The organism is Phytopseudomonas punonensis (assembly GCF_900142655.1).
Taxonomy (GTDB): Bacteria; Pseudomonadota; Gammaproteobacteria; order Pseudomonadales; family Pseudomonadaceae; genus Aquipseudomonas; species Aquipseudomonas punonensis.
The window spans coordinates 65,391-86,144 of record NZ_FRBQ01000011.1 but is presented as its reverse complement, the minus strand read 5'-3'; the positions used below and the strand labels follow the sequence as shown (position 1 = coordinate 86,144).

General features: G+C 61.5%; 24 protein-coding genes. 19 read left to right on the top strand and 5 right to left on the bottom strand.

Going from position 1 to position 20,754, the window contains the following annotated elements:
• Positions 1-6 precede the first annotated feature (6 nt).
• The 11 genes from cbiB (at position 7) to BUC40_RS20390 (ending at position 8,703) form a co-directional block, all read left to right on the top strand.
• Positions 7-915 (top strand): adenosylcobinamide-phosphate synthase CbiB, encoded by a 909-nt coding sequence (cbiB, locus tag BUC40_RS20435; protein WP_073268268.1) that lies wholly within the window; start codon positions 7-9, stop codon positions 913-915.
• Entirely contained in the window at positions 908-1,900 is a 993-nt protein-coding gene (cobD, locus tag BUC40_RS20430) for a threonine-phosphate decarboxylase CobD (protein WP_073268266.1), read from the top strand. Before cbiB ends, cobD begins: the two co-directional genes overlap by 8 nt.
• Positions 1,897-3,387 carry a cobyric acid synthase gene (locus BUC40_RS20425; protein WP_073268264.1) on the top strand — a complete coding sequence of 497 codons (1,491 nt, stop codon included), beginning with the start codon at positions 1,897-1,899 and terminating at the stop codon, positions 3,385-3,387. Before cobD ends, BUC40_RS20425 begins: the two co-directional genes overlap by 4 nt.
• Positions 3,388-3,909 carry a bifunctional adenosylcobinamide kinase/adenosylcobinamide-phosphate guanylyltransferase gene (gene cobU, locus BUC40_RS20420; RefSeq protein WP_073268262.1) on the top strand — a complete coding sequence of 174 codons (522 nt, stop codon included), beginning with the start codon at positions 3,388-3,390 and terminating at the stop codon, positions 3,907-3,909.
• Positions 3,906-4,961 (top strand): nicotinate-nucleotide--dimethylbenzimidazole phosphoribosyltransferase, encoded by a 1,056-nt coding sequence (gene cobT / locus BUC40_RS20415; protein WP_073268260.1) that lies wholly within the window; start codon positions 3,906-3,908, stop codon positions 4,959-4,961. Before cobU ends, cobT begins: the two co-directional genes overlap by 4 nt.
• Positions 4,958-5,524 carry an alpha-ribazole phosphatase family protein gene (cobC, locus tag BUC40_RS20410; RefSeq protein ID WP_139272213.1) on the top strand — a complete coding sequence of 189 codons (567 nt, stop codon included), beginning with the start codon at positions 4,958-4,960 and terminating at the stop codon, positions 5,522-5,524. The genes cobT and cobC overlap by 4 nt, the downstream gene beginning before the upstream one ends.
• Positions 5,521-6,249, top strand: a complete 729-nt coding sequence (locus tag BUC40_RS20405; RefSeq protein ID WP_073268258.1) for an adenosylcobinamide-GDP ribazoletransferase — start codon at positions 5,521-5,523, stop codon at positions 6,247-6,249. The genes cobC and BUC40_RS20405 overlap by 4 nt, the downstream gene beginning before the upstream one ends.
• 86 nt (positions 6,250-6,335) lie before the next feature.
• A complete protein-coding gene (locus BUC40_RS20400) occupies positions 6,336-6,746 on the top strand; it encodes a MarR family winged helix-turn-helix transcriptional regulator (RefSeq protein ID WP_073268256.1) in 411 nt (136 codons plus the stop codon).
• Positions 6,747-6,801: 55 nt separating this feature from the next.
• Positions 6,802-8,004 (top strand): MFS transporter, encoded by a 1,203-nt coding sequence (locus tag BUC40_RS20395; RefSeq protein WP_073268254.1) that lies wholly within the window; start codon positions 6,802-6,804, stop codon positions 8,002-8,004.
• The gene (locus BUC40_RS23265) at positions 8,004-8,126 is read left to right on the top strand and encodes a hypothetical protein (RefSeq protein ID WP_279627156.1); all 123 of its coding nucleotides are present in this window, start codon (positions 8,004-8,006) and stop codon (positions 8,124-8,126) included. Before BUC40_RS20395 ends, BUC40_RS23265 begins: the two co-directional genes overlap by 1 nt.
• A gap of 25 nt (positions 8,127-8,151) precedes the next feature.
• Complete coding sequence (locus BUC40_RS20390) at positions 8,152-8,703, top strand: glutathione peroxidase (protein WP_073268253.1); 552 nt, start codon at positions 8,152-8,154, stop codon at positions 8,701-8,703.
• Between the two features lie 91 nt (positions 8,704-8,794).
• Here BUC40_RS20390 and BUC40_RS20385 read toward each other — a convergent pair whose 3' ends face one another.
• Positions 8,795-10,096, bottom strand: a complete 1,302-nt coding sequence (locus BUC40_RS20385) for an OmpP1/FadL family transporter (protein ID WP_083593652.1) — start codon at positions 10,094-10,096, stop codon at positions 8,795-8,797.
• 159 nt (positions 10,097-10,255) lie between these two features.
• On the bottom strand, positions 10,256-10,735 hold the full coding sequence (locus BUC40_RS20380) for a hypothetical protein (RefSeq protein WP_073268249.1): 480 nt from the start codon (positions 10,733-10,735) through the stop codon (positions 10,256-10,258).
• A gap of 543 nt (positions 10,736-11,278) precedes the next feature.
• On the opposite strand from BUC40_RS20380, the gene dapA reads away from it, so the two are divergent.
• The 7 genes from dapA (at position 11,279) to BUC40_RS20345 (ending at position 17,241) form a co-directional block, all read left to right on the top strand.
• Positions 11,279-12,133, top strand: coding sequence for a 4-hydroxy-tetrahydrodipicolinate synthase (gene dapA / locus BUC40_RS20375; protein WP_073268247.1), 855 nt, complete (start codon positions 11,279-11,281; stop codon positions 12,131-12,133).
• 56 nt (positions 12,134-12,189) lie between these two features.
• Entirely contained in the window at positions 12,190-13,323 is a 1,134-nt protein-coding gene (gene rnd / locus BUC40_RS20370; protein WP_073268245.1) for a ribonuclease D, read from the top strand.
• On the top strand, positions 13,320-13,613 hold the full coding sequence (locus BUC40_RS20365) for a YcgL domain-containing protein (protein ID WP_073268243.1): 294 nt from the start codon (positions 13,320-13,322) through the stop codon (positions 13,611-13,613). Before rnd ends, BUC40_RS20365 begins: the two co-directional genes overlap by 4 nt.
• A 14-nt stretch (positions 13,614-13,627) precedes the next feature.
• Positions 13,628-14,557: a D-2-hydroxyacid dehydrogenase gene (locus BUC40_RS20360; RefSeq protein WP_073268241.1), complete on the top strand. Its 930-nt coding sequence runs from the start codon at positions 13,628-13,630 to the stop codon at positions 14,555-14,557.
• A gap of 83 nt (positions 14,558-14,640) precedes the next feature.
• Complete coding sequence (locus BUC40_RS20355; protein WP_073268239.1) at positions 14,641-15,090, top strand: YcgN family cysteine cluster protein; 450 nt, start codon at positions 14,641-14,643, stop codon at positions 15,088-15,090.
• A gap of 125 nt (positions 15,091-15,215) precedes the next feature.
• Complete coding sequence (locus tag BUC40_RS20350; RefSeq protein WP_073268237.1) at positions 15,216-16,442, top strand: hypothetical protein; 1,227 nt, start codon at positions 15,216-15,218, stop codon at positions 16,440-16,442.
• Between the two features lie 259 nt (positions 16,443-16,701).
• Complete coding sequence (locus BUC40_RS20345) at positions 16,702-17,241, top strand: hypothetical protein (protein ID WP_073268235.1); 540 nt, start codon at positions 16,702-16,704, stop codon at positions 17,239-17,241.
• A 59-nt stretch (positions 17,242-17,300) separates the two neighbouring features.
• On the opposite strand, the gene BUC40_RS20340 is transcribed toward BUC40_RS20345, so the two are convergent.
• Positions 17,301-17,768 carry an RNA methyltransferase gene (locus tag BUC40_RS20340; RefSeq protein WP_073268234.1) on the bottom strand — a complete coding sequence of 156 codons (468 nt, stop codon included), beginning with the start codon at positions 17,766-17,768 and terminating at the stop codon, positions 17,301-17,303.
• 48 nt (positions 17,769-17,816) lie between these two features.
• Positions 17,817-18,185 carry a YajD family HNH nuclease gene (locus BUC40_RS20335; RefSeq protein WP_042555759.1) on the bottom strand — a complete coding sequence of 123 codons (369 nt, stop codon included), beginning with the start codon at positions 18,183-18,185 and terminating at the stop codon, positions 17,817-17,819.
• 120 nt (positions 18,186-18,305) lie between these two features.
• Here BUC40_RS20335 and BUC40_RS20330 point away from each other — a divergent pair, with 120 nt between their 5' ends.
• On the top strand, positions 18,306-18,569 hold the full coding sequence (locus tag BUC40_RS20330; RefSeq protein ID WP_073268233.1) for a hypothetical protein: 264 nt from the start codon (positions 18,306-18,308) through the stop codon (positions 18,567-18,569).
• A 29-nt stretch (positions 18,570-18,598) separates the two neighbouring features.
• Here BUC40_RS20330 and BUC40_RS20325 read toward each other — a convergent pair whose 3' ends face one another.
• Positions 18,599-20,641, bottom strand: a complete 2,043-nt coding sequence (locus tag BUC40_RS20325; protein ID WP_073268231.1) for a S9 family peptidase — start codon at positions 20,639-20,641, stop codon at positions 18,599-18,601.
• Positions 20,642-20,754: the final 113 nt, after the last annotated feature.

Sequence of the window (20,754 nt, the reverse complement as noted above, 5' to 3'; positions counted from 1 at the left end):
ACCTCGATGAGCCTGATCCTCAGCGCAATCGCTGGCGTGGTGCTGGATGCCGCGCTCGGTGAACCGAAGCGCTGGCACCCGCTGGTGGGCTTCGGCAAGTTGGCCAACCGCCTCGAACAGCGTTTCAATCCGTCCGGTGCGGGTTGGCGTAGCCACGGGGTCAGCGCATGGTGCCTTGCTGTCTTGCCGCTCACCCTGCTCACCGTGCTGTTGGTGCAGTTGCCCTGGATCGGTTGGCTGGTGCAGATCATCGCGCTGTATGCGGCCCTTGGCCTGCGCAGCCTCGATCAACATGCCCATCCGGTCGCTCAGGCGCTGCGCCTTGGCGATTTGCCCTTGGCGCGCCAGCGCGTCGGTTATGTGGTTAGCCGCCGTACGGAAGATCTGGACGCCACTGGCGTAGCGCGTGCCGGCACCGAGTCGGTGCTGGAGAACGGCAGTGACGCGGTGTTCGCCGCGCTGTTCTGGTTTCTCGTCGCCGGCGCACCGGGAGTCGTGCTGTATCGGCTGAGCAACACCCTGGATGCCATGTGGGGCTATCGCAACGAGCGCTTCGAGCGTTTCGGCTGGGCCGCTGCGAAGATCGACGATTTGCTCAACTACGTGCCGGCGCGCCTCGTCGCGGTGACCTATGCCTTGCTGGGGCGCACCACCACGGCAATACGCTGCTGGCAACGCCAGGCGCCGCAATGGGACAGCCCCAACGCCGGCCCGGTGATGGCCGCGGGCGCGGGTGCGCTTGGTGTGAGCTTGGGCGGTGCGGCTATTTATCACGGTGAGCTACACCAGCGTCCTGAACTGGGTGAGGGGCCGCAGCCCCATGCCCGTGATATCGAACGGGCGATGAATCTGGTCTGGGGTGGCGTGCTGCTCTGGCTGTTGGTGTTGCTGGTCGTGGAGGTGTGCGTTGCTTGAGCATGGCGGGCGCTTACGCCGAGCGGCACTGCAGTACGGCATTCCCCTGGGCGAATGGCTGGACCTCTCGACTGGCGTGGCGCCCTACGGATTGGCGCTGCCGGCGATCCCGGAGCAGGTGTGGAACCGCCTGCCGGAGCTCGATGATGGTCTTGAAGCGGCAGCATGCGACTACTATGGCGCCGCGCGGCTGTTGCCGGTGGCGGGCTCCCAGGCTGCTATCCAGTGCTTGCCTCGCCTGCGCACCGAGGCACGAGTTGGCATCGTCTCGCCGGCTTACGCGGAGCACGCTGCAGCCTGGCAGCGAGAAGGGCACCGCGTGCTGGAAATCAGCGAGGCAGGCGTCAACCGCGCGCTGGAGCGGCTCGACGTATTGCTGCTGGTTAATCCCAACAACCCCACTGGCCGACGTTTTTCGCCCGAGCAGCTGTACGCCTGGCATGCGCGGCTGGCCCAGCGTGGCGGCTGGCTAATCGTCGATGAAGCCTTTATCGACTGCTCGCCGGAGCAGAGCTTGGGGGCTCACGCCCATTTACCCGGGCTGATCGTGCTGCGCTCGTTTGGCAAGTTCTTTGGCATGGCAGGCGCGCGCCTGGGCTTCGTGTTGGCCAATGGCGCGCTGCTCGATGAACTCGAAGAGATGCTTGGGCCGTGGACGATCAGCGGCCCGACGCGCTGGCTGGCTACTCAGATGCTTATCGATCGGGCCGGGCAGAATGCCCAGCGTAAGCGGCTTATCCATGATGGTCAGCGCCTGGCCAATCTGCTGCGTGAACATGACCTGGCGCCTACTGGCGGCTGTGCGATGTTCCAGTGGATCGCCAGCGAGCATGCCGCGCTGCTGCATGAATTTCTGTCCTGCAACGGTATTTTCACCCGGCTGTTCGAGCGGCCGGCAAGCATCCGTTTTGGTTTGCCGCCAGACGAAGCAGGTTGGCAGCGCCTGCAGCGTTCATTGAAGGTGTTCGCCGAGGAGGCACGATGAGCCGTTGTGAATCCAGTGCCACGCTGATGGTGCAAGGCACCACCTCCGATGCCGGCAAGAGCACGCTGGTTACTGCACTGTGCCGCTGGCTGCGCCGCCAGGGCGTCAGCGTGGTGCCGTTCAAGCCGCAGAACATGGCGCTCAACAGCGCGGTAACCGCCGATGGTGGCGAGATCGGCCGCGCTCAGGCAGTGCAGGCCCAGGCGTGCGGCCTGCCTGCGCATACCGATATGAACCCGGTGTTGCTCAAGCCCAACAGCGACACCGGTGCCCAGGTGATCATCCACGGCCAGGCCATCGGCAACATGAATGCGGTGGCCTATCACGACTACAAACAGGTCGCCCGTGAGGCGGTGCTGGCTTCCCACAAGCGTTTGCGGGATGCACACCAGGTGGTCATGGTCGAGGGCGCTGGCTCGCCCGCCGAGATCAACCTGCGCGCCAATGACATCGCCAATATGGGCTTCGCCGAGGCGGTCGATTGCCCGGTGATTCTGGTCGCCGATATCGACAAGGGCGGCGTGTTCGCCCATCTGGTCGGCACCCTGGAGCTGCTGTCGCCAAGCGAGCAGGCGCGGCTCAAAGGTTTCGTGATCAACCGTTTTCGCGGCGATATCGCCTTGCTGCAACCGGGCCTGGATTGGCTCGAACAGCGTACCGGCAAGCCGGTGCTCGGCGTGCTGCCGTACCTGATGGATTTCCACCTAGAGGCCGAAGACGCCATCGACCGGCGCCAGGTGAGCAAGACCGAACAGGTACTCAAGGTGGTGGTGCCGGTGCTGCCGCGGATCAGCAATCACACCGACTTCGACCCGCTGCGCCTGCATCCGCAGGTTGAGCTGACCTTCGTCGGGCCTGGCGAAGTGATTCCGCCAGCCGACCTGATCATCCTGCCCGGCTCAAAAAGTGTACGTGCGGATCTGGCTTTCCTGCGCAGCGCGGGCTGGGCCGCTGCCATCGATCGGCACCTGCGTTATGGCGGCAAGCTCTTGGGTATCTGCGGCGGGCTGCAGATGCTCGGGCGTCGTGTCGAGGACCCGGATGGGCTGGAAGGACCTGCGGGCAGCAGCGAAGGCTTTGGCCTGCTGCAAATCGATACCGTGCTGGAGCCGCACAAACAGCTGCGCAACGTCAGCGGCCGGCTGTGCCTGGAAGACGCGCCAATCAGCGGTTATGAAATTCATGCTGGAGTGACTTCTGGCGCCGACTTGCAACGCGCCGCGGTTCAGCTCGATGACGGCCGTCCCGACGGTGCGTTGAGCGCCGATGGCCAGGTGATGGGCACTTACCTGCACGGCTTGTTCGAGTCTTCGGCTGCATGCTCGGCGCTGCTGCGTTGGGCCGGGCTGCAGGATGTGCAGGCGGTGGATTATCACGCCTTGCGCGAGCGCGATATCGAGCGCCTGGCCGATCTGGTCGAGGCCCATCTGGACCAGGCTGCGCTGCGAGCGCTATGCGGTCTGCCAGATGCTGCGGAGGCGAAATAAATGCACGAACTGATTCTCGGTGGTGCACGCTCCGGTAAGAGTCGCCTCGCCGAACGTCTGGCGACGGAGTCGGCCTTGCAGGTGACTTATGTCGCTACCAGCCAGCCGCTCGACGGTGAAATGAGCAGCCGTATCCGCCAGCACCGCGAACGGCGCCCGCAGCGTTGGGGGTTGATTGAAGAGCCGCTGGAGCTGGCTCGGGTGCTCGAAGAGCAGGCGGCGCAAGACCGTTGCCTGCTGGTCGACTGCCTGACGCTGTGGCTCACCAACTTGTTAATGCTCGACGATGGTGCCCGCCTGAATCAAGAGTGCGACGCGTTGCTGAGCCTTTTGCCAGCGCTGCCTGGCCGGCTGATTCTGGTCAGCAATGAAACCGGCCTTGGCGTGGTGCCGATGGGCGAGCTGACTCGCCGCTATGTCGACGAAGCCGGCCTGCTGCATCAGGCCATCGCCGAGCGCTGCCAGCGCGTCGTGTTCACCGTTGCCGGCTTGCCGATGATTCTCAAGGGAGACCCGTTATGACACTCGACTGGTGGCTCAACCCCACGCAGCCTCTGGATTCGGTTGCGCGCGACAAGGCGGCGGCACGTCAGGCGCAACTCACCAAACCGGCTGGCTCGCTTGGCGAACTGGAGCGCCTGGCCGTTCACCTAGCTGCGCTGCAGGGCCGCGAGCGGCCGCTGGTCGACAAGGTGTGGATCGCCATTTTCGCTGGCGATCACGGCGTAGTGGCCGAGGGCGTCTCGGCGTATCCGCAGGCGGTAACGGGGCAGATGCTGCGTAACTTCGTTGGCGGTGGTGCCGCAATCAGCGTGCTGGCTCGCCAGCTTGATGCTGCGCTGGAAGTGACCGACCTCGGGACCGCCGAGCCGCTGGAGCCGTTACCGGGTGTACGCCATCTGCAGGTTGGTGCGGGCACCGCAAACCTGATGCGTGAAGCGGCGATGACGCCGGCACAGGCGTTGATCGCAATGCAGGCCGGGCGCGATAGCGTGATCCGGGCCGCCGAGCAGCAGCATGAGCTGTTCATCGGCGGCGAAATGGGTATCGGCAATACCACGGCGGCCACCGCGTTGGCTTGCCTGCTGCTGGACTGTCCGGTGAGTGAACTGGTCGGGCCGGGCACTGGGCTGGCTGCTGCTGGTGTGGCGCACAAGACGCAAGTGATCGAGACGGCACTGGTACTGCATCGCGGTGCTGCCGATGAGCCAATGGAGGCGCTGCGCTGCCTGGGCGGTTTTGAAATCGGTGCGCTGACCGGAGCATATTTGGCTTGTGCGCAACAGGGTGTGGTGGCGCTGGTCGATGGCTTCATCTGTAGCGTCGCCGCCTTGCTGGCAGTACGTTTGAACCCGGCGTGTCGCGACTGGCTGCTGTTTTCCCACCAGAGCGCCGAGCCAGGCCATCAGCGCCTGCTCGCAGCGCTGCAGGCGACGCCGATCGTTAGCCTGGGCCTGCGCCTGGGCGAGGGTAGTGGTGCTGCGCTGGTAGTGCCGATGCTGCGCCTTGCCTGTGCGTTGCACAACGGCATGGCCACCTTCGCCGAGGCTTCGGTAGCGGATCGTCCGGCGTGATTCTGCATCTGTTGCGTCACGGCGAAACTGAGCAGGGCGGCGGCCTGCGCGGCAGCCTCGACGACGCACTGACTGAGGCAGGCTGGGCGCAGTTGCGCGGTGCGGTACACGCCGATGAAAGCTGGAACGCCGTGATCAGCTCGCCCCTGCAGCGCTGTGCGCGGTTTGCCGAGGAACTGGCCACGGCCCGCGAGTTGCCACTGCAGTTCGAAGCTGGCCTGCAGGAATTGCACTTTGGCGACTGGGAAGGGCGCAGCGCCGCCCAGTTAATGGAAACCGACGCCGATGATCTCGGTCGTTTCTGGGCCGATCCTTATACCTTCACGCCACCAGGCGGCGAGCCGCTGTTGACCTTTGAAGCTCGGGTGCTCGATGCACTGCAGCGCTTGCAGACCGAGTATCCCGCTCAGCAGTTGCTGGTGGTCACCCATGGCGGGGTGATGCGCTTGTTGCTGGCCAGAGCACGCGGTTTGCCTCGCGAGCAACTGCTGCAGGTCAGTGTTGTTCACGGCCAGCGTGTGCACCTGCAGGTCGACGAGCACAGCCTGCGGGAGCTCTCATGACGCCATTCTGGATCGCTCTGCAGTTTCTCACCCGTTTGCCTGTGCGCCTTTCAGGTATGCCCACGCCAGAGCAGACGGGCCGCTCGTTGCTCTGGTACCCGCTGGTGGGCGCCTTGATCGGCGGATTGTTGATAGGCGCCGCGCACCTAATCGAGGCTGCACCCATCGCTTTGCAGGCAGCCTTGCTGCTGAGCCTGTGGGTTGCCTTGACGGGCGCACTGCACCTGGACGGCCTGGCAGACAGCGCCGATGCCTGGATGGGTGGTTTCGGCGATCGCGAGCGCACCCTGGCGATCATGAAGGATCCGCGCAGCGGACCAATCGCCGTGGTGGTGTTGGTATTGCTGCTGCTGCTCAAGTTCGCCGCGCTACTTGCGCTACTGGAGCAGGGTGGTCACCTCATGCTCCTGCTGGCGCCGGTGCTTGGCCGTGGCGCACTGCTGGCCTTGTTTCTCAGCACGCCCTATGTCCGTGCTGGCGGCCTCGGTGAGGCACTGGCCGGCCATTTGCCGAGGTCTACCGGCATCGCTGTATCCGCCGTTACGGCGCTGGTGTGTCTGCTACTCGGTGGCATCTGGGCGATGCTGGCGGCCGTAGCCGTTTTCTTCTGGGCACGTCGCATGATGACGCAGCGCCTGGGTGGCACCACGGGCGATACCGCCGGTGCGCTGCTGGAAGTTCTGGAGTGTGCTGTGTTGCTGGCTTTGGCTGTGCAAATCGCCTAACTGCGGTTGCGTATATCTCCAATGTTTCGCTCATGTGCTGGATTTGCGGTTGTGCGCGTTGAATTGCGGGTATATACCTATATCCCATGTTACCTACCGAATGCCTCTGCACTCGCTTGCGTCGTGCCAGTCGTGGCGTCAGCAAGCTTTATGACGACGCGCTGAGTGGTGTCGGGCTCAACGTTGCCCAGTATTCTTTGCTCAGGCACCTGCAGCGTCTCAATCAGCCAAGCATCACTGATCTGGCGCAAGCCATGGGCCTGGAGCGCAGTACGCTTGGGCGAAATCTTCGGGTGTTGGAGGGGCGTAATCTTGTGATGCTGCAAGATGGCGCCGATCAGCGTAACCGTCTGGTGGCGATGACTGAGGCCGGAGAGCAGCTTGTTAGCGACGCACTTGACGCCTGGCAGGGCGTGCAGGTGCAACTGAAGCAGCGCGTGCAAACCCATCATCTGCAAGCGCTGGATGAGTTGCTTGCCAGCCTGGATCGACCATAAGGGCGTTAATCACCATTTCTACCCGTGTTGGATTTGATAACAAAAAGGACATGCAATGAGCTCGCTACAGCGCACGGGTATCTGTTTGATGGTGGGGGCGTCGTTGATCCTTGCCTTGTCTCTCGGCACTCGCCACGGATTTGGTCTGTTCCTGTCGCCGATGAGCGCGGATTTCGGCTGGGGGCGCGGTGTGTTCGCCTTCGCCATCGCCTTGCAGAACTTGATCTGGGGCATTGCACAGCCATTTACCGGTGCGCTGGCTGATCGCTTCGGCGCGCAGCGGGCGATCATCGTCGGTGGTGTGCTTTATGCAGCCGGGCTGGTGCTGATGGGGCTCGCGGACTCGCCGTTGTCACTGTCGCTGAGCGCCGGGCTGCTGATTGGTATCGGCCTGTCCGGCACTTCGTTCTCGGTAATTCTCGGCGTCGTCGGTCGTGCGGTGCCGCCGGAGAAACGCAGTATGGCCATGGGCATCGCCGCCGCTGCAGGCTCTTTCGGCCAGTTCGCCATGTTGCCGGGTACGCTGGGGTTGATTGGTTGGCTGGGCTGGTCGGCCGCATTGATCGCGCTGGGCATGATGGTCGCGCTGATCGTGCCGCTCGCCGTGATGGTCAAGGATCGGCCGCAAGTCTCCCACGGCCCTCAGCAGACCTTGGCTGAAGCGTTGCGTGAGGCGTGCAGCCACTCCGGCTTCTGGCTGCTGGCCTTAGGTTTTTTCGTTTGCGGCTTTCAGGTGGTATTCATTGGCGTGCACCTGCCTGCTTACCTGGTCGACCAGCATCTGCCAGCCATCGTCGGCACTACGGTGTTGGCGCTGGTGGGCTTGTTCAACGTGTTCGGCACGTACATCGCAGGCTGGTTGGGCGGGCGGCGTTCCAAGCCGCGCTTGCTCAGCGCCTTGTATCTGGCGCGCGGCGTGGTCATCACGCTGTTCATTACGGTGCCGCTGAGCGTATGGACGGCCTACGCCTTTGGTATCGCCATGGGGCTGCTGTGGTTGTCTACGGTGCCGCTGACCAATGGGACCGTGGCGACTATGTTCGGCGTCCGTAACCTGTCGATGCTCGGTGGCATCGTGTTTCTGTTTCACCAGTTGGGCTCTTTCCTTGGCGGCTGGCTCGGCGGTTACCTCTACGACCACACGGGCAGCTATGATCTGGTGTGGCAGATTTCCATCCTGCTCAGCGTGCTTGCCGCCGCGCTCAACTGGCCGGTTCGTGAGCAGCCCGTAGCGCGTTTGCAAGGAGCCCAGGCATGATGTTCAAACCTTTAACCGTAGTAGCCGTTGGCGCTGTTGGGCTGGCTCTGCTTACAGTTATCTTCTGGGCCTGGCGTACGGCTGGCCTAGCGATCATGCAGCTGGGCATGAACCTCTGCTGAGCGGTTACCGATAAGGAACGATTCGATGCGAATGTCATTGTTTGCCGTGCCCCTGGCCTTGCTGGCATTGAGCGGCAGCTTGCAGGCTGCCGAGTGCCCGGCACTGCTGCAAGGTGAGCTGCCCAAGCTGCGATCCAAGGACAAGATCGACCTGTGTGAACAGTTCGCCGGTAAGCCGCTGATGGTGGTCAATACCGCCAGCTTCTGCGGCTTCACCTCACAGTTCGAAGGGCTGGAGGCGCTCAACAAGCGTTATCGCGATCAGGGGCTGGAGATTCTTGGTGTGCCGTCCGACTCATTCAAACAGGAGTCCGACAACGCCGAGGAGACCGCCAAGGTCTGCTACGTGAATTACGGCGTGACCTTCACCATGAGCGAAACCCAGCCGGTCACTGGCGATAACGCCATCCCCTTGTTCAAGGAGCTGGCCAAGCAGACGGCAGCGCCACGCTGGAACTTCTTCAAGTACGTGGTCGATCGCAAAGGGCGGGTGGTAGCACGGTTTTCCAGCCTGACCAAACCGGATGATCCCGAGCTGATCGCCGCTATAGAGAAGGCGATTGCCTCAAAGCCTTGAGGCCAGAAGCAAAAAAATCGCGGCCAAGGCCGCGATTTTTTATGTGTGAAGAATGAGCCCAGCCGTTTGAAGTGACCGGGCTCTGCTTCGATTAGAAGCGATAGGTCAGGGATGCGCCGAGGCCGTGAGCGCTATTTTTGTAGGTGGCGTTGTAGCTGCCGCGCGCCGTGCTGCTGCGGCTGATGTCTACATCTTCTTCCTTGAGATAGGAGTAGGCGACGTCGATGGTCATATCCTCTGTCGGGCTCCAGCCAGCGCCCAGACTGAAGATAGTCCGGTCGCCAGAAGGGATACGTGGCGAGCGGTCGGTGTTGTTTGTGGGGGTCTGGTCAATGGCGAGGCCGGTGCGCAGTACCCACTGCGGGTTCACCTTGTAGGACAGGCCGACTGCGTGAGCCCAAGTGTCATGCCATTCCTGCTCTTCGACGATGGTGCCTAACGAGCCGGCAAAGGCGCCGCCGACACCTTCGTTCTCGATACGCAGCTCCTTGAAGCGGCTCCAGCGAGTCCAGGTGCTGCCGGCGTACAACGTCCAGGCATCGTTCAGTTCGTGGGTGAAGGACATGTCCACCGACTCGGGGGTGGTCACATCTAGCGAAGCGTCGTATTTGCCTGCCGAGGTAGCAATTGCGCCGCCCGGACCGGATACACGTGTGTCGCCTTCAAGTTCGTACTTGACCCTGGAGCGGTACGTCACACCAACGCGAGTGTGCGGTGTGAACTCATAAAGCACGCCGGCATTGAAGCCAACGGCCGTGTCGTCGCCCTTAACCTTGACCTTGCCGTCATTTGATCCAGCCGGGCCAAAGGGGTTGGTCAGCGAAGAACTCAGCTCACCTTCGATATGGTTGAACGTCGGGCCAAAGCCAACCGACAGCTTGTCGTTGAAGCGATAGCTGAGCGTGGGTTGTACGGTGATGACGCGTACATAGCTCTTGTCGGCAAAATAGCGGCCCTGGAAGCCATTCTCGTATTCCGTCGCCAGACCAAAGGGCACATACACGCCAACGCCGAACGCTACTTTTTCATCCAGCGGTTTTACGTAGTAACCCATTGGCACGCCAGTGGTCGGCACCATATCGCCGTCATTGCTACCACCGTTTGCGCCGCCGCCACCTGCAGCTGGTGCGGTCGTACTGCTGGTATTGCTGATTCGACTTTTGGCATGAATAGCGGCGACACCGAAGTTGACCTGCTCGCGCTGGATGCGCGCCATGCCAGCCGGGTTGCCAAATACGGTGCTGGCGTCGTCCGCGGCGGAAGAACGACCCGCGAACGACATGCCCATGCCAGAGATACTTTGCTCGTTCAAAGCAAAGCCGCTGGCCAGACCGTAGGTGGAGGTGGATGCGATGGCGATTGCCAAACCGGTTCTTAGGATTGTTTTACTCACGGGGTGCTCCATGGCAGGTTCGGGGAACTCTCGCTTGCTGACTGAGCTGCAATTCGGAAAGTTCAGGGTAAACACGATCCTTCGAGATTGATGCTATCCGTGAAACCCAGGATATAGAGCCTTTCGGTGCTTGGCACCTGTGACTCGACAGTCAGTTTTTCACGCGGTGCTCGCCAGCCCGAGAATGCAACGTTGCCAGGCACAAACGAATTCATTCGGCTTGCGATACGGCGCGAAAACCGCCTGCCAGATCAGCGCCTGAGCGCCGAGATCGTCAGCCGCTGGCAGTTCTTGCCCATGGTGCTCTATCAGCAGCCAGGCAATCGCTGTGGCGTAGCGCAGGTTGACGGTCAGCTCCAAGTGAGGCGCGCCGAGAAACGCGTGCTGGCTGGCCAGGCCGCGTACCAGGCTGGCGAGGTCGGGGTTGGCTGCCAGGCGATCATCCCAAAGGTGCTGATGATGGGACTGGGTGATTCGGTACAGCCCAAAGCCGCTGTGATTGTCCAAGGCTGCGCCCAGTGACGACTGACAGGCGGCGACGCCGAGCAGCAGGGCTTCGGCAGCAGTGGATTGTCTATTCAGATACAGCAGTGTCGGGCGAATGATTTGCTGATTAAGGTCACTGGCGGCGATTCCCATACGAGCCTCTGCATAGAGGTGGCCGGGTGGGGGAGGGTAACGAGAAACAGTTTCCAGGCTGGAAGCTGCATTTGAGCAACTTCAGCGAACCGATAAAACCCACCGGGAGCGGTGGGTTAGCCGCTCAAGTTGAAGCATAGTGGGATATTACTGCTGTAAAAGGCTGTTTTTAAATCAATTGAGGATCGAAGCGGTCGCGTATATACCTAATTGGAACTGCAGAGGCTCTCGTAGTGCCTTTGCTGTCCGTATTGACACCGCTTCGGTGGTTTCGGCAGTATCGGCCCACAACGTCTTGTCCGAGCAGTTCATGTCGCCCATTTCCCAGCCTTCGTTTTGTGTCTATAGCCTCGTCGCTACGGCGCAGTGCGTTTGCCTGGAAGCTGGCAAGTCGAAGAAACAGTCGCTCATTTGACCGGGGCGCGCTGTCCCGTCAGATGGGCTGACAGGACAGAGGCGCTAAGTCGAAGTATCCCTTCGCTACACTCCCTTCCCGGACTCCATCGACGGTGACCACACGGTCTACACCGAGGAGTCTCATGCATGTCTACGTTTTCTGGAGTCTGGGTTGCACTGGTAACGCCGTTTCGCGGTGGACAGGTGGATGTGCCGGCGCTGCGATCGCTGGCCACGCATCTGATAGAAGCTGGCGCGACCGGGCTGGTGGTCTGTGGTACCAGTGGAGAGGCAGCTGCTCTGGATGAGAGGGAGCAACTGACGGTGCTCGACGCCGTGCTGGAGGTGGTGCCAGCTGATCGCGTGGTGATGGGCCTGAGCGGCAATAACCAGGCCGCGGTGCTGGGCCGACTGCAGTGTATCCAGCGTCGCCCGTTGGCCGGCATTCTGGTGCCAGCGCCCTACTATGTAAGGCCCTCGCAGCAGGGCCTGCTGGCGTTCTTCCAGGCCATCGCCGACGCCTCGCAGCTGCCGATCATCCTTTACGACATTCCGTATCGCAGCGCCGTGAGCATGGAGCTGGAGACTATCCGCCAGTTGGCCCGGCACCCACGCATTGTGGCGATCAAGGATTGTGGCGGCGATATACGCAAGACCCAGATGCTGATCGAAGACGCTGTGCTCGATGTGCTCACTGGCGAAGATGAACAGATATTCGCCACCTTGTGCCTCGGCGGCAGCGGCGCCATTTCCGCGGCGGCGCATATTCGCACGGCTGACTTCGTCGACGTGGTCGCGCTGTTGCAGCAAGGCAATCTGCAGGCGGGGCGTGAGCGGTTTCGCCAATTGCTGCCGTGGATTCGCCTGGCGTTCAGCGAGCCCAACCCTGCGCCGGTCAAGGCCATGCTCGCCACGCAAGGGCTGATCGTCGACGAGTTGCGCGAGCCCATGCTGCGTTGTTCCGATGCACTGCGCGAGCGTCTGTGCAGCGAACTGCCATGAGCGCACAGCCGAGGTTCACGGGATATACTGCGCGGCAATCTTTACGGGAGAGCCGCGTGACCATCGAAATTGTCTGGATTCGAGACGACGCCAGCCTGGCAGCGCACTGCGCTGTCTGGCGCAAGCAGCCCTTCGTGGCGCTGGACACCGAGTTCATGCGCGTCGACACCTTCTACCCGATTGCCGGGCTGCTGCAGGTCAGCGAAGGCGAGCATGCTTACCTGATCGACCCGCTGTTGATCGGCGACTGGGCGCCATTCGCCGCATTGCTCGAAGATCAGCAGGTGGTCAAAGTGGTGCATGCCTGCAGCGAAGATCTGGAAGTGTTCCTGCGCCTGACGGGCAGCCTGCCAGCGCCGCTGTTCGACTCGCAGCTCGCGGCCGGCTACCTCAATCTCGGCTTCTCCATGGGCTACTCGCGCCTGGTGCAGGCGGTGCTGGATATCGAGCTGCCGAAGGGCGAGACCCGTTCGGACTGGCTGCAGCGCCCGCTGTCCGAAACCCAGGTCAGTTACGCGGCCGAAGACGTCGTGCACTTGGCCGAGCTGTATCGCCGCCTGCAAAACAAACTCTCGGCTGAGAAGAATGCCTGGATTCTCGAGGATGGCGCCGAGCTGATTGCCGGCCTGCGCCGCGAAACGCCGGTTGAAGAGGCGTACCGCGACGCCAAGTTGGCCTGGAAGCTGTCACGCGCACAGCTCGCGGTACTGCGCGAGCTGTGCATCTGGCGTGAGTGTCAGGCCAGGGCACGCAATCAGCCGCGCAACCGTATTCTGCGTGAGCATTCGCTGTGGCCGTTGGCCCGCCAGCAGCCAAGCGATCTGGTCGCTCTGGCGCGTATCGAAGACATGCACCCGAAGACTGTCCGCCAGGATGGCGAAACCATCCTGCAGTTGATTCGCGAGGCGGCTGCGCTGCCGCCAAGCGAGTGGCCACCGGCGATGCCTGAGCCCTTGCCGATCGAGGCCAGCGGGCTGCTCAAGAAGCTGCGTGCGATTGGTCAGCGTGAGGGCGAACGCCTGGAAATCGTGCCCGAACTGATGCTGCGCAAGAAGACGCTGGAGGCGCTGCTCAAAAGCGGCTACCCGAACGGGCCATACCGTTTGCCCGAGAGCCTGCGTGGCTGGCGTCGCGAATTGATGGGCCAGGCATTGCTCGACTGCCTGGCTGGCGAAGGAGAAGCTGCGTGAAACGTATCTGCTCGATTTACAGAAGTACGCGCAAGAACGAGATGTATCTCTACGTGCTGCGCGCGGATGCGCTAGCGCGCGTGCCCGAGCCACTGTTGAGCGCATTCGGCCCGCCCATCCATGCGTTCGACATGGTGCTGACGCCAGAGCGCACGCTGGCCCGCGAGGATATCGCCAAGGTGCTGGAGAACCTCGACAGTCAGGGTTATCACCTGCAGATGCCGCCACCGGAGGAAGATTACATCGAGCATCTTCCCGAAGAGCTGCTACGTCGTAACGATCCGGTCTGAGGGGGCATCAAATCATGCGGGTACTGATTGCCGAGCATGATCACGCCATCTATCGGCAATTGCTGCAGAGCGCCGCTCCTCAGCTCGAGCTGGTTGTTGGCGAGGGCAGTTCGCTCGTTGAACAGGCCGCCGGCTGCCCGGTGTGGCTGGGTGAACCCGGCCTGTTCGCCGAGCTGCTGCGTGTCGGCCATAAGCCAGCGTGGCTGCAGTCCACCTGGGCTGGTATCGCGCCGCTGCTGGCAGATGACCTGCCGAAGGATTATCAACTGACCCGCGCGGTCGGTGTGTTCGGGCAGATCATGGCCGAGTACGTGCTTTGTCATATGCTCGCCCACGAGCGCGAACTCTTCACTCGGCTGCAGGCCCAGCGTGAGCAGCGCTGGGACGGGCGAGTGCCGGGCAGCCTGGCTGGTCGCAAGGTGCTGATCGTCGGCACAGGTGAAATCGGCCTGGCAGTGGCGGGCTTTCTCAAGCCCTTCAACGTCGAGCTCACGGGCGTCGCCAGCAGCGCGCGAACGCTGCCGCCGTTCAACGAGGTGGCCGGGCTCGAGAGCCTGCCACGTCTGGTGTCGCAAGCCGATTACGTGATCAACCTGCTGCCCAATACGCCAGCGACACGCGATATCTATGACGCCGCGCTGCTCGCCAATTTCAAACCCACCGCAGTACTGATCAACGCCGGCCGTGGCACCTCCGTGGTCGATGAGGATCTGGTTGCGGCGCTGACGGAGGGCAAGTTGGGCGGGGCGGTGATCGATGTGTGCCGTGAGGAGCCGCTGCCTGTCGGCCACCCGTTCTGGACGGCTGACAACCTGCTGCTAACCGGCCACAGCGCCGCGCCGACGCTGCCGCATTTGCTGGTCGAGCTGTTCGTCAGCAATTTGCAGCGATACAGGGAAGGCCATGCCCTCAAAGGGCTGGTGAATTTCTCCCGCGGCTATTGAGTCACGCCGTCGCGCGTGGCTTGTGCTGTGCGGCCGGCAGACCTAGACTGCCGGCCTTTTCGCCCGCTACCTCCCGCCTGATCATGACTGCTCCCACATCACCGTTCTGGAAACACAAAACGCTTGAGCAACTCGACCTTCAGGAGTGGGAGTCGCTGTGCGATGGCTGTGGCCTTTGCTGTCTGCAAAAGCTTGAGGACGAAGACGATGGCGCGGTGTATTACACGCGCATCGCCTGCAAACTGCTCGACCTGCAAACCTGCCGCTGCAGCGATTACCCTAATCGCAAGACCTTTGTGCCAGACTGTATCCAGCTCACTCCCGCCCAGGCGGATCAGTTCCAGTGGCTGCCGCCAACCTGCGGCTATCGGCTGATCAGCGAGGGCAAGGACCTGCCGCACTGGCATCACTTGGTTTGCGGCGACCCAGATGCCGTACATCGCGAGCGCATCTCCCAGGCAGGGCGCATGCTCAGTGAAAACAGCGTGGCCGAAGATGACTGGGAAGAACATCTGATCTTTCGCGCTGGCTGATTGTCTGCGATGAGCCGTTAAGGCTCGTTTAAGCGCGCTAGTGTTTGATTGCCCTGTTGCGTCATATTCTTGCTGTGCTCAGATCCCCCGTTGCGTTCTGACGCGTCCGCCCTGGAGTCTCCTATATGTCGATTCGCTGCCTGCTGCTGTCCGCTGTTCTGTTGAGTACCGGCACGCCCGTCTGGGCGGCCGAAAAGGTCGATCTGGACTACAAGGTGAAATTCCTTCCCGATAGCGACGAGGCGCAGGTCAGCATCACCCTGGAAAAAGGCGAGCGTGTGCGCAGCCTCAACTTCAACCTCGGTGACGATGGCTACTACAGCGACTTCAAAGCCGATGGTGAGTGGAAGCCGGAGGGCGAGCAGCGTGGCCTGTGGGTGCCTAGCAAAGGCAAGAGCACCTTGAGCTACAAGGTGCGTATTAGCCATCCGCGTGGGGAAGGGCGTTTCGATGCACGAATGACCGAGGATTGGGCGCTGCTGCGTGGTGATGATCTGATCCCGAGCGCAGTACTTAACCAGGCCGACCATACCGATCTGGTCGCGCGCCTGGAGTTCGACCTGCCCAAAGGCTGGCGTAGCGTCGAAACCGGCTGGCCGCGGGTCGGCAAGAACAAGTTCCGTATCGACAACCCGCAGCGCAAGTTCGACCGGCCCACTGGCTGGATCGTCGCGGGCAAGATCGGCACTCGCCGCGCCAAACTGGGTGAGACCCAGGTCACCATCGCCGCACCCGTGGGCGAGGGCATGCGCCGGATGGATGCCCTGACTCTGCTGACGTTCGTTTGGCCGGAAATGCAGGCGGTGTTCCCGCGTGACCCGGCCAAGTTGCTGGTAGTCGGCGCTGGTGACCCTATGTGGCGCGGTGGCCTGTCTGCGCCCAATTCCTATTTCATGCATGCCGACCGTCCGCTGGTCAGCGAAAACGGCACCAGCTCACTGGTGCACGAGCTGGTGCACGTTTTCAGCCGGATCAGCGACACCGACAAGAGCGACTGGATCAGCGAAGGGATCGCCGAGTATTACGCCATCGAAGTGATGCGGCGTGCGGGCGGCCTTAGCGAAGATCGCTACCAGAAAGTGCGCGAGCACCTGATCAAGTGGAGCAAGCCGGTCAAATCCCTACGTACCGAAACCTCTACCGGGCCGGTCACCGCCCGCGCCGTTCTGCTGCTGCAGGAGCTCGACCGCGAGATTCGTCAGGCTACCAAAGATGGCCAACAGCGTTCCCTGGATGACGTTGCCCGTGGCCTGATGCGCATGGACAAGGCCAGCACCAAGGACTTCATCGAAATCACCGAAAACGTTATGGGTCGCAGCTCCAAGGTGCTGGATACGCGCCTACTGCGTTGAGTCTTTTAGCCAGGCTTGCAGGCCATAGCCCTGGTCTGCCGTTGCTAACTTATCTGAGTAATTGATCTATTTTGATGCGACAACGCCCAATCCGGTGCGGATGCCAGATTGGGCGTTTTGCTTTACAGGCCCGCCACTGCTGGTTTACGCGAGCTATCAATGAAGTCGATCTTTACTATTCTCGGGATCAAGTTTTTGATCAAAAAATCTTAAGTAACATGAGCTCCATACCCACTTACTTCCTCCCAAGGAGCTCACCATGAAAACTGAATTTATCGCCAGCCTGTTTATCGCCACCCTCGCCAGCGCTGCTTTTGCACTGCCACAGGGCCCAGTTGACGCAACTACTTCGCACTCGGTTGGTGCGCAGAAAGTCGCTGAAGATGGCTACCAGCGTATTGGTGGCAAGATTGCCGAAAACGGTTTTGAGCATGTCGGCGGCAAGCTGGTCGCTGAAGACGGTTACAAACGTACCGGTGGCAAAATCGCTGAAAACGGCTTCGAGCACGTTGGTGGCAAACTGATAGCTGAAGATGGTTACGAGCGTACTGGTGGAAAGATCGCCGAGAATGGTTTTGAACGCGTCGGTGGCAAGCTGGTAGCTGAAGACGGTTACGAGCGTACTGGTGGCAAGATCGCCGAAAACGGCTTCGAGCGCGTTGGCGGCAAACTGGTAGCTGAAGATGGTTACAGCCGCACTGGCGGCAAAGTTGCCGAGAACGGTTTTGAACGCGTCGGTGGCAAATTGGTAGCCGAAGACGGTTACGAGCGTACCGGTGGCAAAGTTCAGCCGGCCTGATTTGGCATGCTGCACCGGATGCCCGGCTTAGGCCGGGCTTTATTTTGCCCGCAACTCGCTCAGTACTTGGGGCCGGTCTTGGTGTTGTTGCCTTTGGCCAGGCGATCATAGAGGACGACGTTGACCGTCGCGGCCAGGTTCATGCAGCCCTGAGTCGGGATATAAATCACCTCCTGGCACCAGTCGCGTACGGCTTTGTCCAGCGAGCCATCTTCGGGGCCGAAGATATAGAAGGCGCGATCCGGGTGGGTGTAAGTCGGCAAGGGAAGGGCGCCATCCACCAGTTCCACGGCTACCGGTGTGCAGCCGAGCGGGATGACCTTTTGCAGGTCATCGATGCCAATCAAGGGAATATCCAGGTGCACGCGCTTGGTATCGGTGACAAAGTCCCGCGCGCGCTCGTAGCGCTTACCGGTATAGAAGACCGAGGCAACGCCGTAGCAACCGGCGGCGCGCATCACGGCGCCGACGTTCTCCGGTGACTTGGGGTTGTAAAGACCAATGCAGCTGTATCGTTTGTTGCCCACGGACAGGCCTCGCGCAAAATGGGCGGCATTATACGGCCTGTTCGCTCCTCAGGATTTTTTCTGCAGCAGATCAGCGAGGTTGGCAAATGCCTTGTGGGTGGTTTTCGGCCCCGATTGGCTGGCGGTCGAGCCTTCGCTGAAGTACTGCTGATCGGTGTAACGCGAATGTTCGTTGTCGTGACAAAACAGGCACAGCAGCTCCCAGTTGGAGCCGTCCTGAGGGTTGTTGTCGTGGTTGTGGTCGCGGTGGTGTACGGTCAGTTCGCTCAGGCGCTTGCCGGAAAACTCACGGGCGCAGCGGCCGCATACGTGCGGGTACATGCGCAGGGCTTTGTCGCGATAGCCTTCTTCGCGGCTACGCTGGGCGTCGGCGAGAATGCGGTCGAGTTTGGAGGTTGGCGTGGATGGGCTGCTCATGATCGATCCTTGGTAACCGGTTTTCGCAGTATATAGGCTGAGCCGAGCAATGAGTCTGCACTTTCCGCGCGCCGGCAATGCCCAACGCAGCATGTCCCTTTGTACAGAGGAGTACCAAACATGCGCACATCCAGCGTAATGCTGATCAGCCTGCTTTCATTGGCTGGCGTCACTCACGCCCAGCAGCAACAGTCGGCGCCGCCGCAGCCGGCAGGCGCCATTCAGACACCTCAAGTGCCAGATCCATCTAAGGTCGACCCGGATACGCCGCCGGTCATTCGTGATGGCCGTGACAACGACGAGTCCACCAAAGCTGCCGATGACGCCACCGAGCGTCAGGAAGAACTGACGCCCGAACAACCAGGCGAGCAAATTCCTGATTGACGACTTCCGCTGCTGACTCCGGCAGCCCGCTATCGACCTGCCACGTGCAGGTCGAGCACCTTGAACAGGAAGGCATATTCCAGCGCCACATCGCGGATGGCCTGATAGCGGCCGCTCATGCCGCCATGGCCGGCTTCCAGGTCGGTTTTAAGCAGCAGCAGGTTGTCATCGGTTTTCAATTCGCGCAGCCGCGCCACCCATTTGGCGGCTTCCCAGTACTGCACACGGCTGTCGTTGTAACCGGCAACGGCGAGGATGGCGGGATAGGCCTGCGCGCTGACGTTCTCGTAAGGTGCGTAACCCTTGATGCGCTCATGGACGGCCGGCTGATTGGGGTCACCCCATTCGTCGTACTCGGTCACCGTCAGCGGCAGATCCGGATTGAGCATGGTGTTGAGCACATCGACGAAAGGCACTTCGGCAATGGCGGCGGCAAACAGCTCTGGCCGTTGATTGAGCACCGCGCCGATCAACAAGCCGCCCGCACTGCCTCCGCTGATGGCCAGCTGCGAGGGGTTGGTGAAACCCTGGGCGATCAGCTGCTCTGCACAGGCGATGAAGTCACCGAAGCTGTTCTGTTTGTGCTCCAGTTTTCCCGCGCGGTACCAGGCTTCTCCCAGCTCTCCGCCGCCGCGCACGTGAGCGATTGCGAACACTACGCCGCGATCGAGCAGGCTCAGGCGCGCATGGGAAAACCACGGATCAAGGCTCTCGCCGTAGGCGCCATAGCCATATAGATAGAGGGGCGCCGCTTGCGCCAATGAGTCCCGGCGGGCCACCAGGCTGATCGGCACCTGAGTGCCGTCCGCCGCTGTCGCCCATAGCCGCTGGCTGATGTATGCATCGGCATCGAACTCGCCAAGCACCGGCGTTTCCTTGAGGATCTGCTGCGTGCCATCCGCCAGTTTCAACTGGCGCACCTGTGCCGGGCGGTTGAGCGCCTCGTAACGCAGGCGAATCACCGGGCTGCTGAACTCCAGGCTGTCCTGTACATACAGGCTGTATGCCGCATCCGGCAGGCTGACGCGATAACCAGCCAGCCCCTGCGGGCGTACGTCGATGACCGGCAGACCACCTTCACGCAAGCTGAGCACCAGTGCCGATTCGGCCAGGCTGACGCCTTCGAGCATGACGTGCTCGTTGTGCGCCACAAGTTCCTGCCAGTGGGCTCGCGTTGGTTGCTCCTGTGTTGCACTGTACAGCGCGAAATTGATGCCGGTCTGGTTGCTGCGAATCAGCCAGGCCCATTCGCCGTCGAGCTTGCCGTGGTCGGCGTAGTATTCGTGGCCGTCTTCACGCGGGGCCAGACATTGGAAGAGCTCTAGAGGCGCATCGGCATCCAGCACCCAGCACTCGCTGGTGGTCTTGCTGCCGAGCAGCAGTACCAGCTGGCGCTCTGAGCTGCTGCGGTAGCAGCTGAGGAAGAAACGCCCATCAGGCTCGTGAAAAACCTGGGTGCTCTGCGCTTCGCCCAGACGAAAACGATGCAGCGTGCCTGGGCGGTGCGTATCGTCCAGCTCGCCGTAAAAGAAAGTCTGGCTGTCATTGGCCCAGGTCATGCTGCCGTCGCAGTTCTCGAAGGGCAGCTCCGTGATTACGCCACTGCTCAGCTCTTTGACGAACAGGCGGTAGATCTCGTCGCCACTGGTATCCAGGCTGTAGGCGAGCCGCTGTTGATCGGGGCTGATGCTGAAGGCGCCCAGCGACAGGAAACCACCTGCAGCGATTTCATTGGGGTCGAGAAGCAGCTGTTCCGCGCTTTCGTCGATGTTCAGGCTGTCATCCGCGGGGCGTGGGCAGCGATAGTGGCGCGGGTATTCATCGCCAGCGGTGGTGCGCTGGTAATAAAGGTAATCGCCCCAAGGCGTCGGCAACGAGAGATCGGTCTCGCGAATACGGCTTTTTATTTCCTGAAACAGCCTCTCGCGCAGCGCGCTCTGATCGCTCAACTGGCTTTCCAGGTAAGCATTTTCGGCGCGCAAATGATCCAGTACCTCGTCGCTGTCGCGGGCTTCGAGCCAATGGTATGGATCGGCGCCAGCGGCCTTGCGGGCGATAGGGGCGTTGGTCATGGGAGTCTCCAAAGCGCGGGCGACGCCAGGCGGCATTTCTAAAAACGCGGTGGTTTTTGAAGTGGCCTAAAAGCGCCGAACCAGGGAAAAGCCGTTATCATAAGCGCCTTTGT

Coding starts and splice junctions, on each gene's coding strand:
- cbiB (WP_073268268.1), top strand. CDS start 7: ATGAGCCTGATCCTCAGCGCAATCGCTGGCGTGGTGCTGGATGCCGCG.
- BUC40_RS20425 (WP_073268264.1), top strand. CDS start 1,897: ATGAGCCGTTGTGAATCCAGTGCCACGCTGATGGTGCAAGGCACCACC.
- cobU (WP_073268262.1), top strand. CDS start 3,388: ATGCACGAACTGATTCTCGGTGGTGCACGCTCCGGTAAGAGTCGCCTC.
- cobT (WP_073268260.1), top strand. CDS start 3,906: ATGACACTCGACTGGTGGCTCAACCCCACGCAGCCTCTGGATTCGGTT.
- BUC40_RS20405 (WP_073268258.1), top strand. CDS start 5,521: ATGACGCCATTCTGGATCGCTCTGCAGTTTCTCACCCGTTTGCCTGTG.
- BUC40_RS20400 (WP_073268256.1), top strand. CDS start 6,336: ATGTTACCTACCGAATGCCTCTGCACTCGCTTGCGTCGTGCCAGTCGT.
- BUC40_RS20395 (WP_073268254.1), top strand. CDS start 6,802: ATGAGCTCGCTACAGCGCACGGGTATCTGTTTGATGGTGGGGGCGTCG.
- BUC40_RS23265 (WP_279627156.1), top strand. CDS start 8,004: ATGTTCAAACCTTTAACCGTAGTAGCCGTTGGCGCTGTTGGGCTGGCT.
- BUC40_RS20390 (WP_073268253.1), top strand. CDS start 8,152: ATGCGAATGTCATTGTTTGCCGTGCCCCTGGCCTTGCTGGCATTGAGC.
- BUC40_RS20380 (WP_073268249.1), bottom strand. CDS start 10,735: ATGGGAATCGCCGCCAGTGACCTTAATCAGCAAATCATTCGCCCGACA.
- dapA (WP_073268247.1), top strand. CDS start 11,279: ATGTCTACGTTTTCTGGAGTCTGGGTTGCACTGGTAACGCCGTTTCGC.
- BUC40_RS20360 (WP_073268241.1), top strand. CDS start 13,628: ATGCGGGTACTGATTGCCGAGCATGATCACGCCATCTATCGGCAATTG.
- BUC40_RS20355 (WP_073268239.1), top strand. CDS start 14,641: ATGACTGCTCCCACATCACCGTTCTGGAAACACAAAACGCTTGAGCAA.
- BUC40_RS20350 (WP_073268237.1), top strand. CDS start 15,216: ATGTCGATTCGCTGCCTGCTGCTGTCCGCTGTTCTGTTGAGTACCGGC.
- BUC40_RS20345 (WP_073268235.1), top strand. CDS start 16,702: ATGAAAACTGAATTTATCGCCAGCCTGTTTATCGCCACCCTCGCCAGC.
- BUC40_RS20335 (WP_042555759.1), bottom strand. CDS start 18,185: ATGAGCAGCCCATCCACGCCAACCTCCAAACTCGACCGCATTCTCGCC.
- BUC40_RS20330 (WP_073268233.1), top strand. CDS start 18,306: ATGCGCACATCCAGCGTAATGCTGATCAGCCTGCTTTCATTGGCTGGC.
- BUC40_RS20325 (WP_073268231.1), bottom strand. CDS start 20,641: ATGACCAACGCCCCTATCGCCCGCAAGGCCGCTGGCGCCGATCCATAC.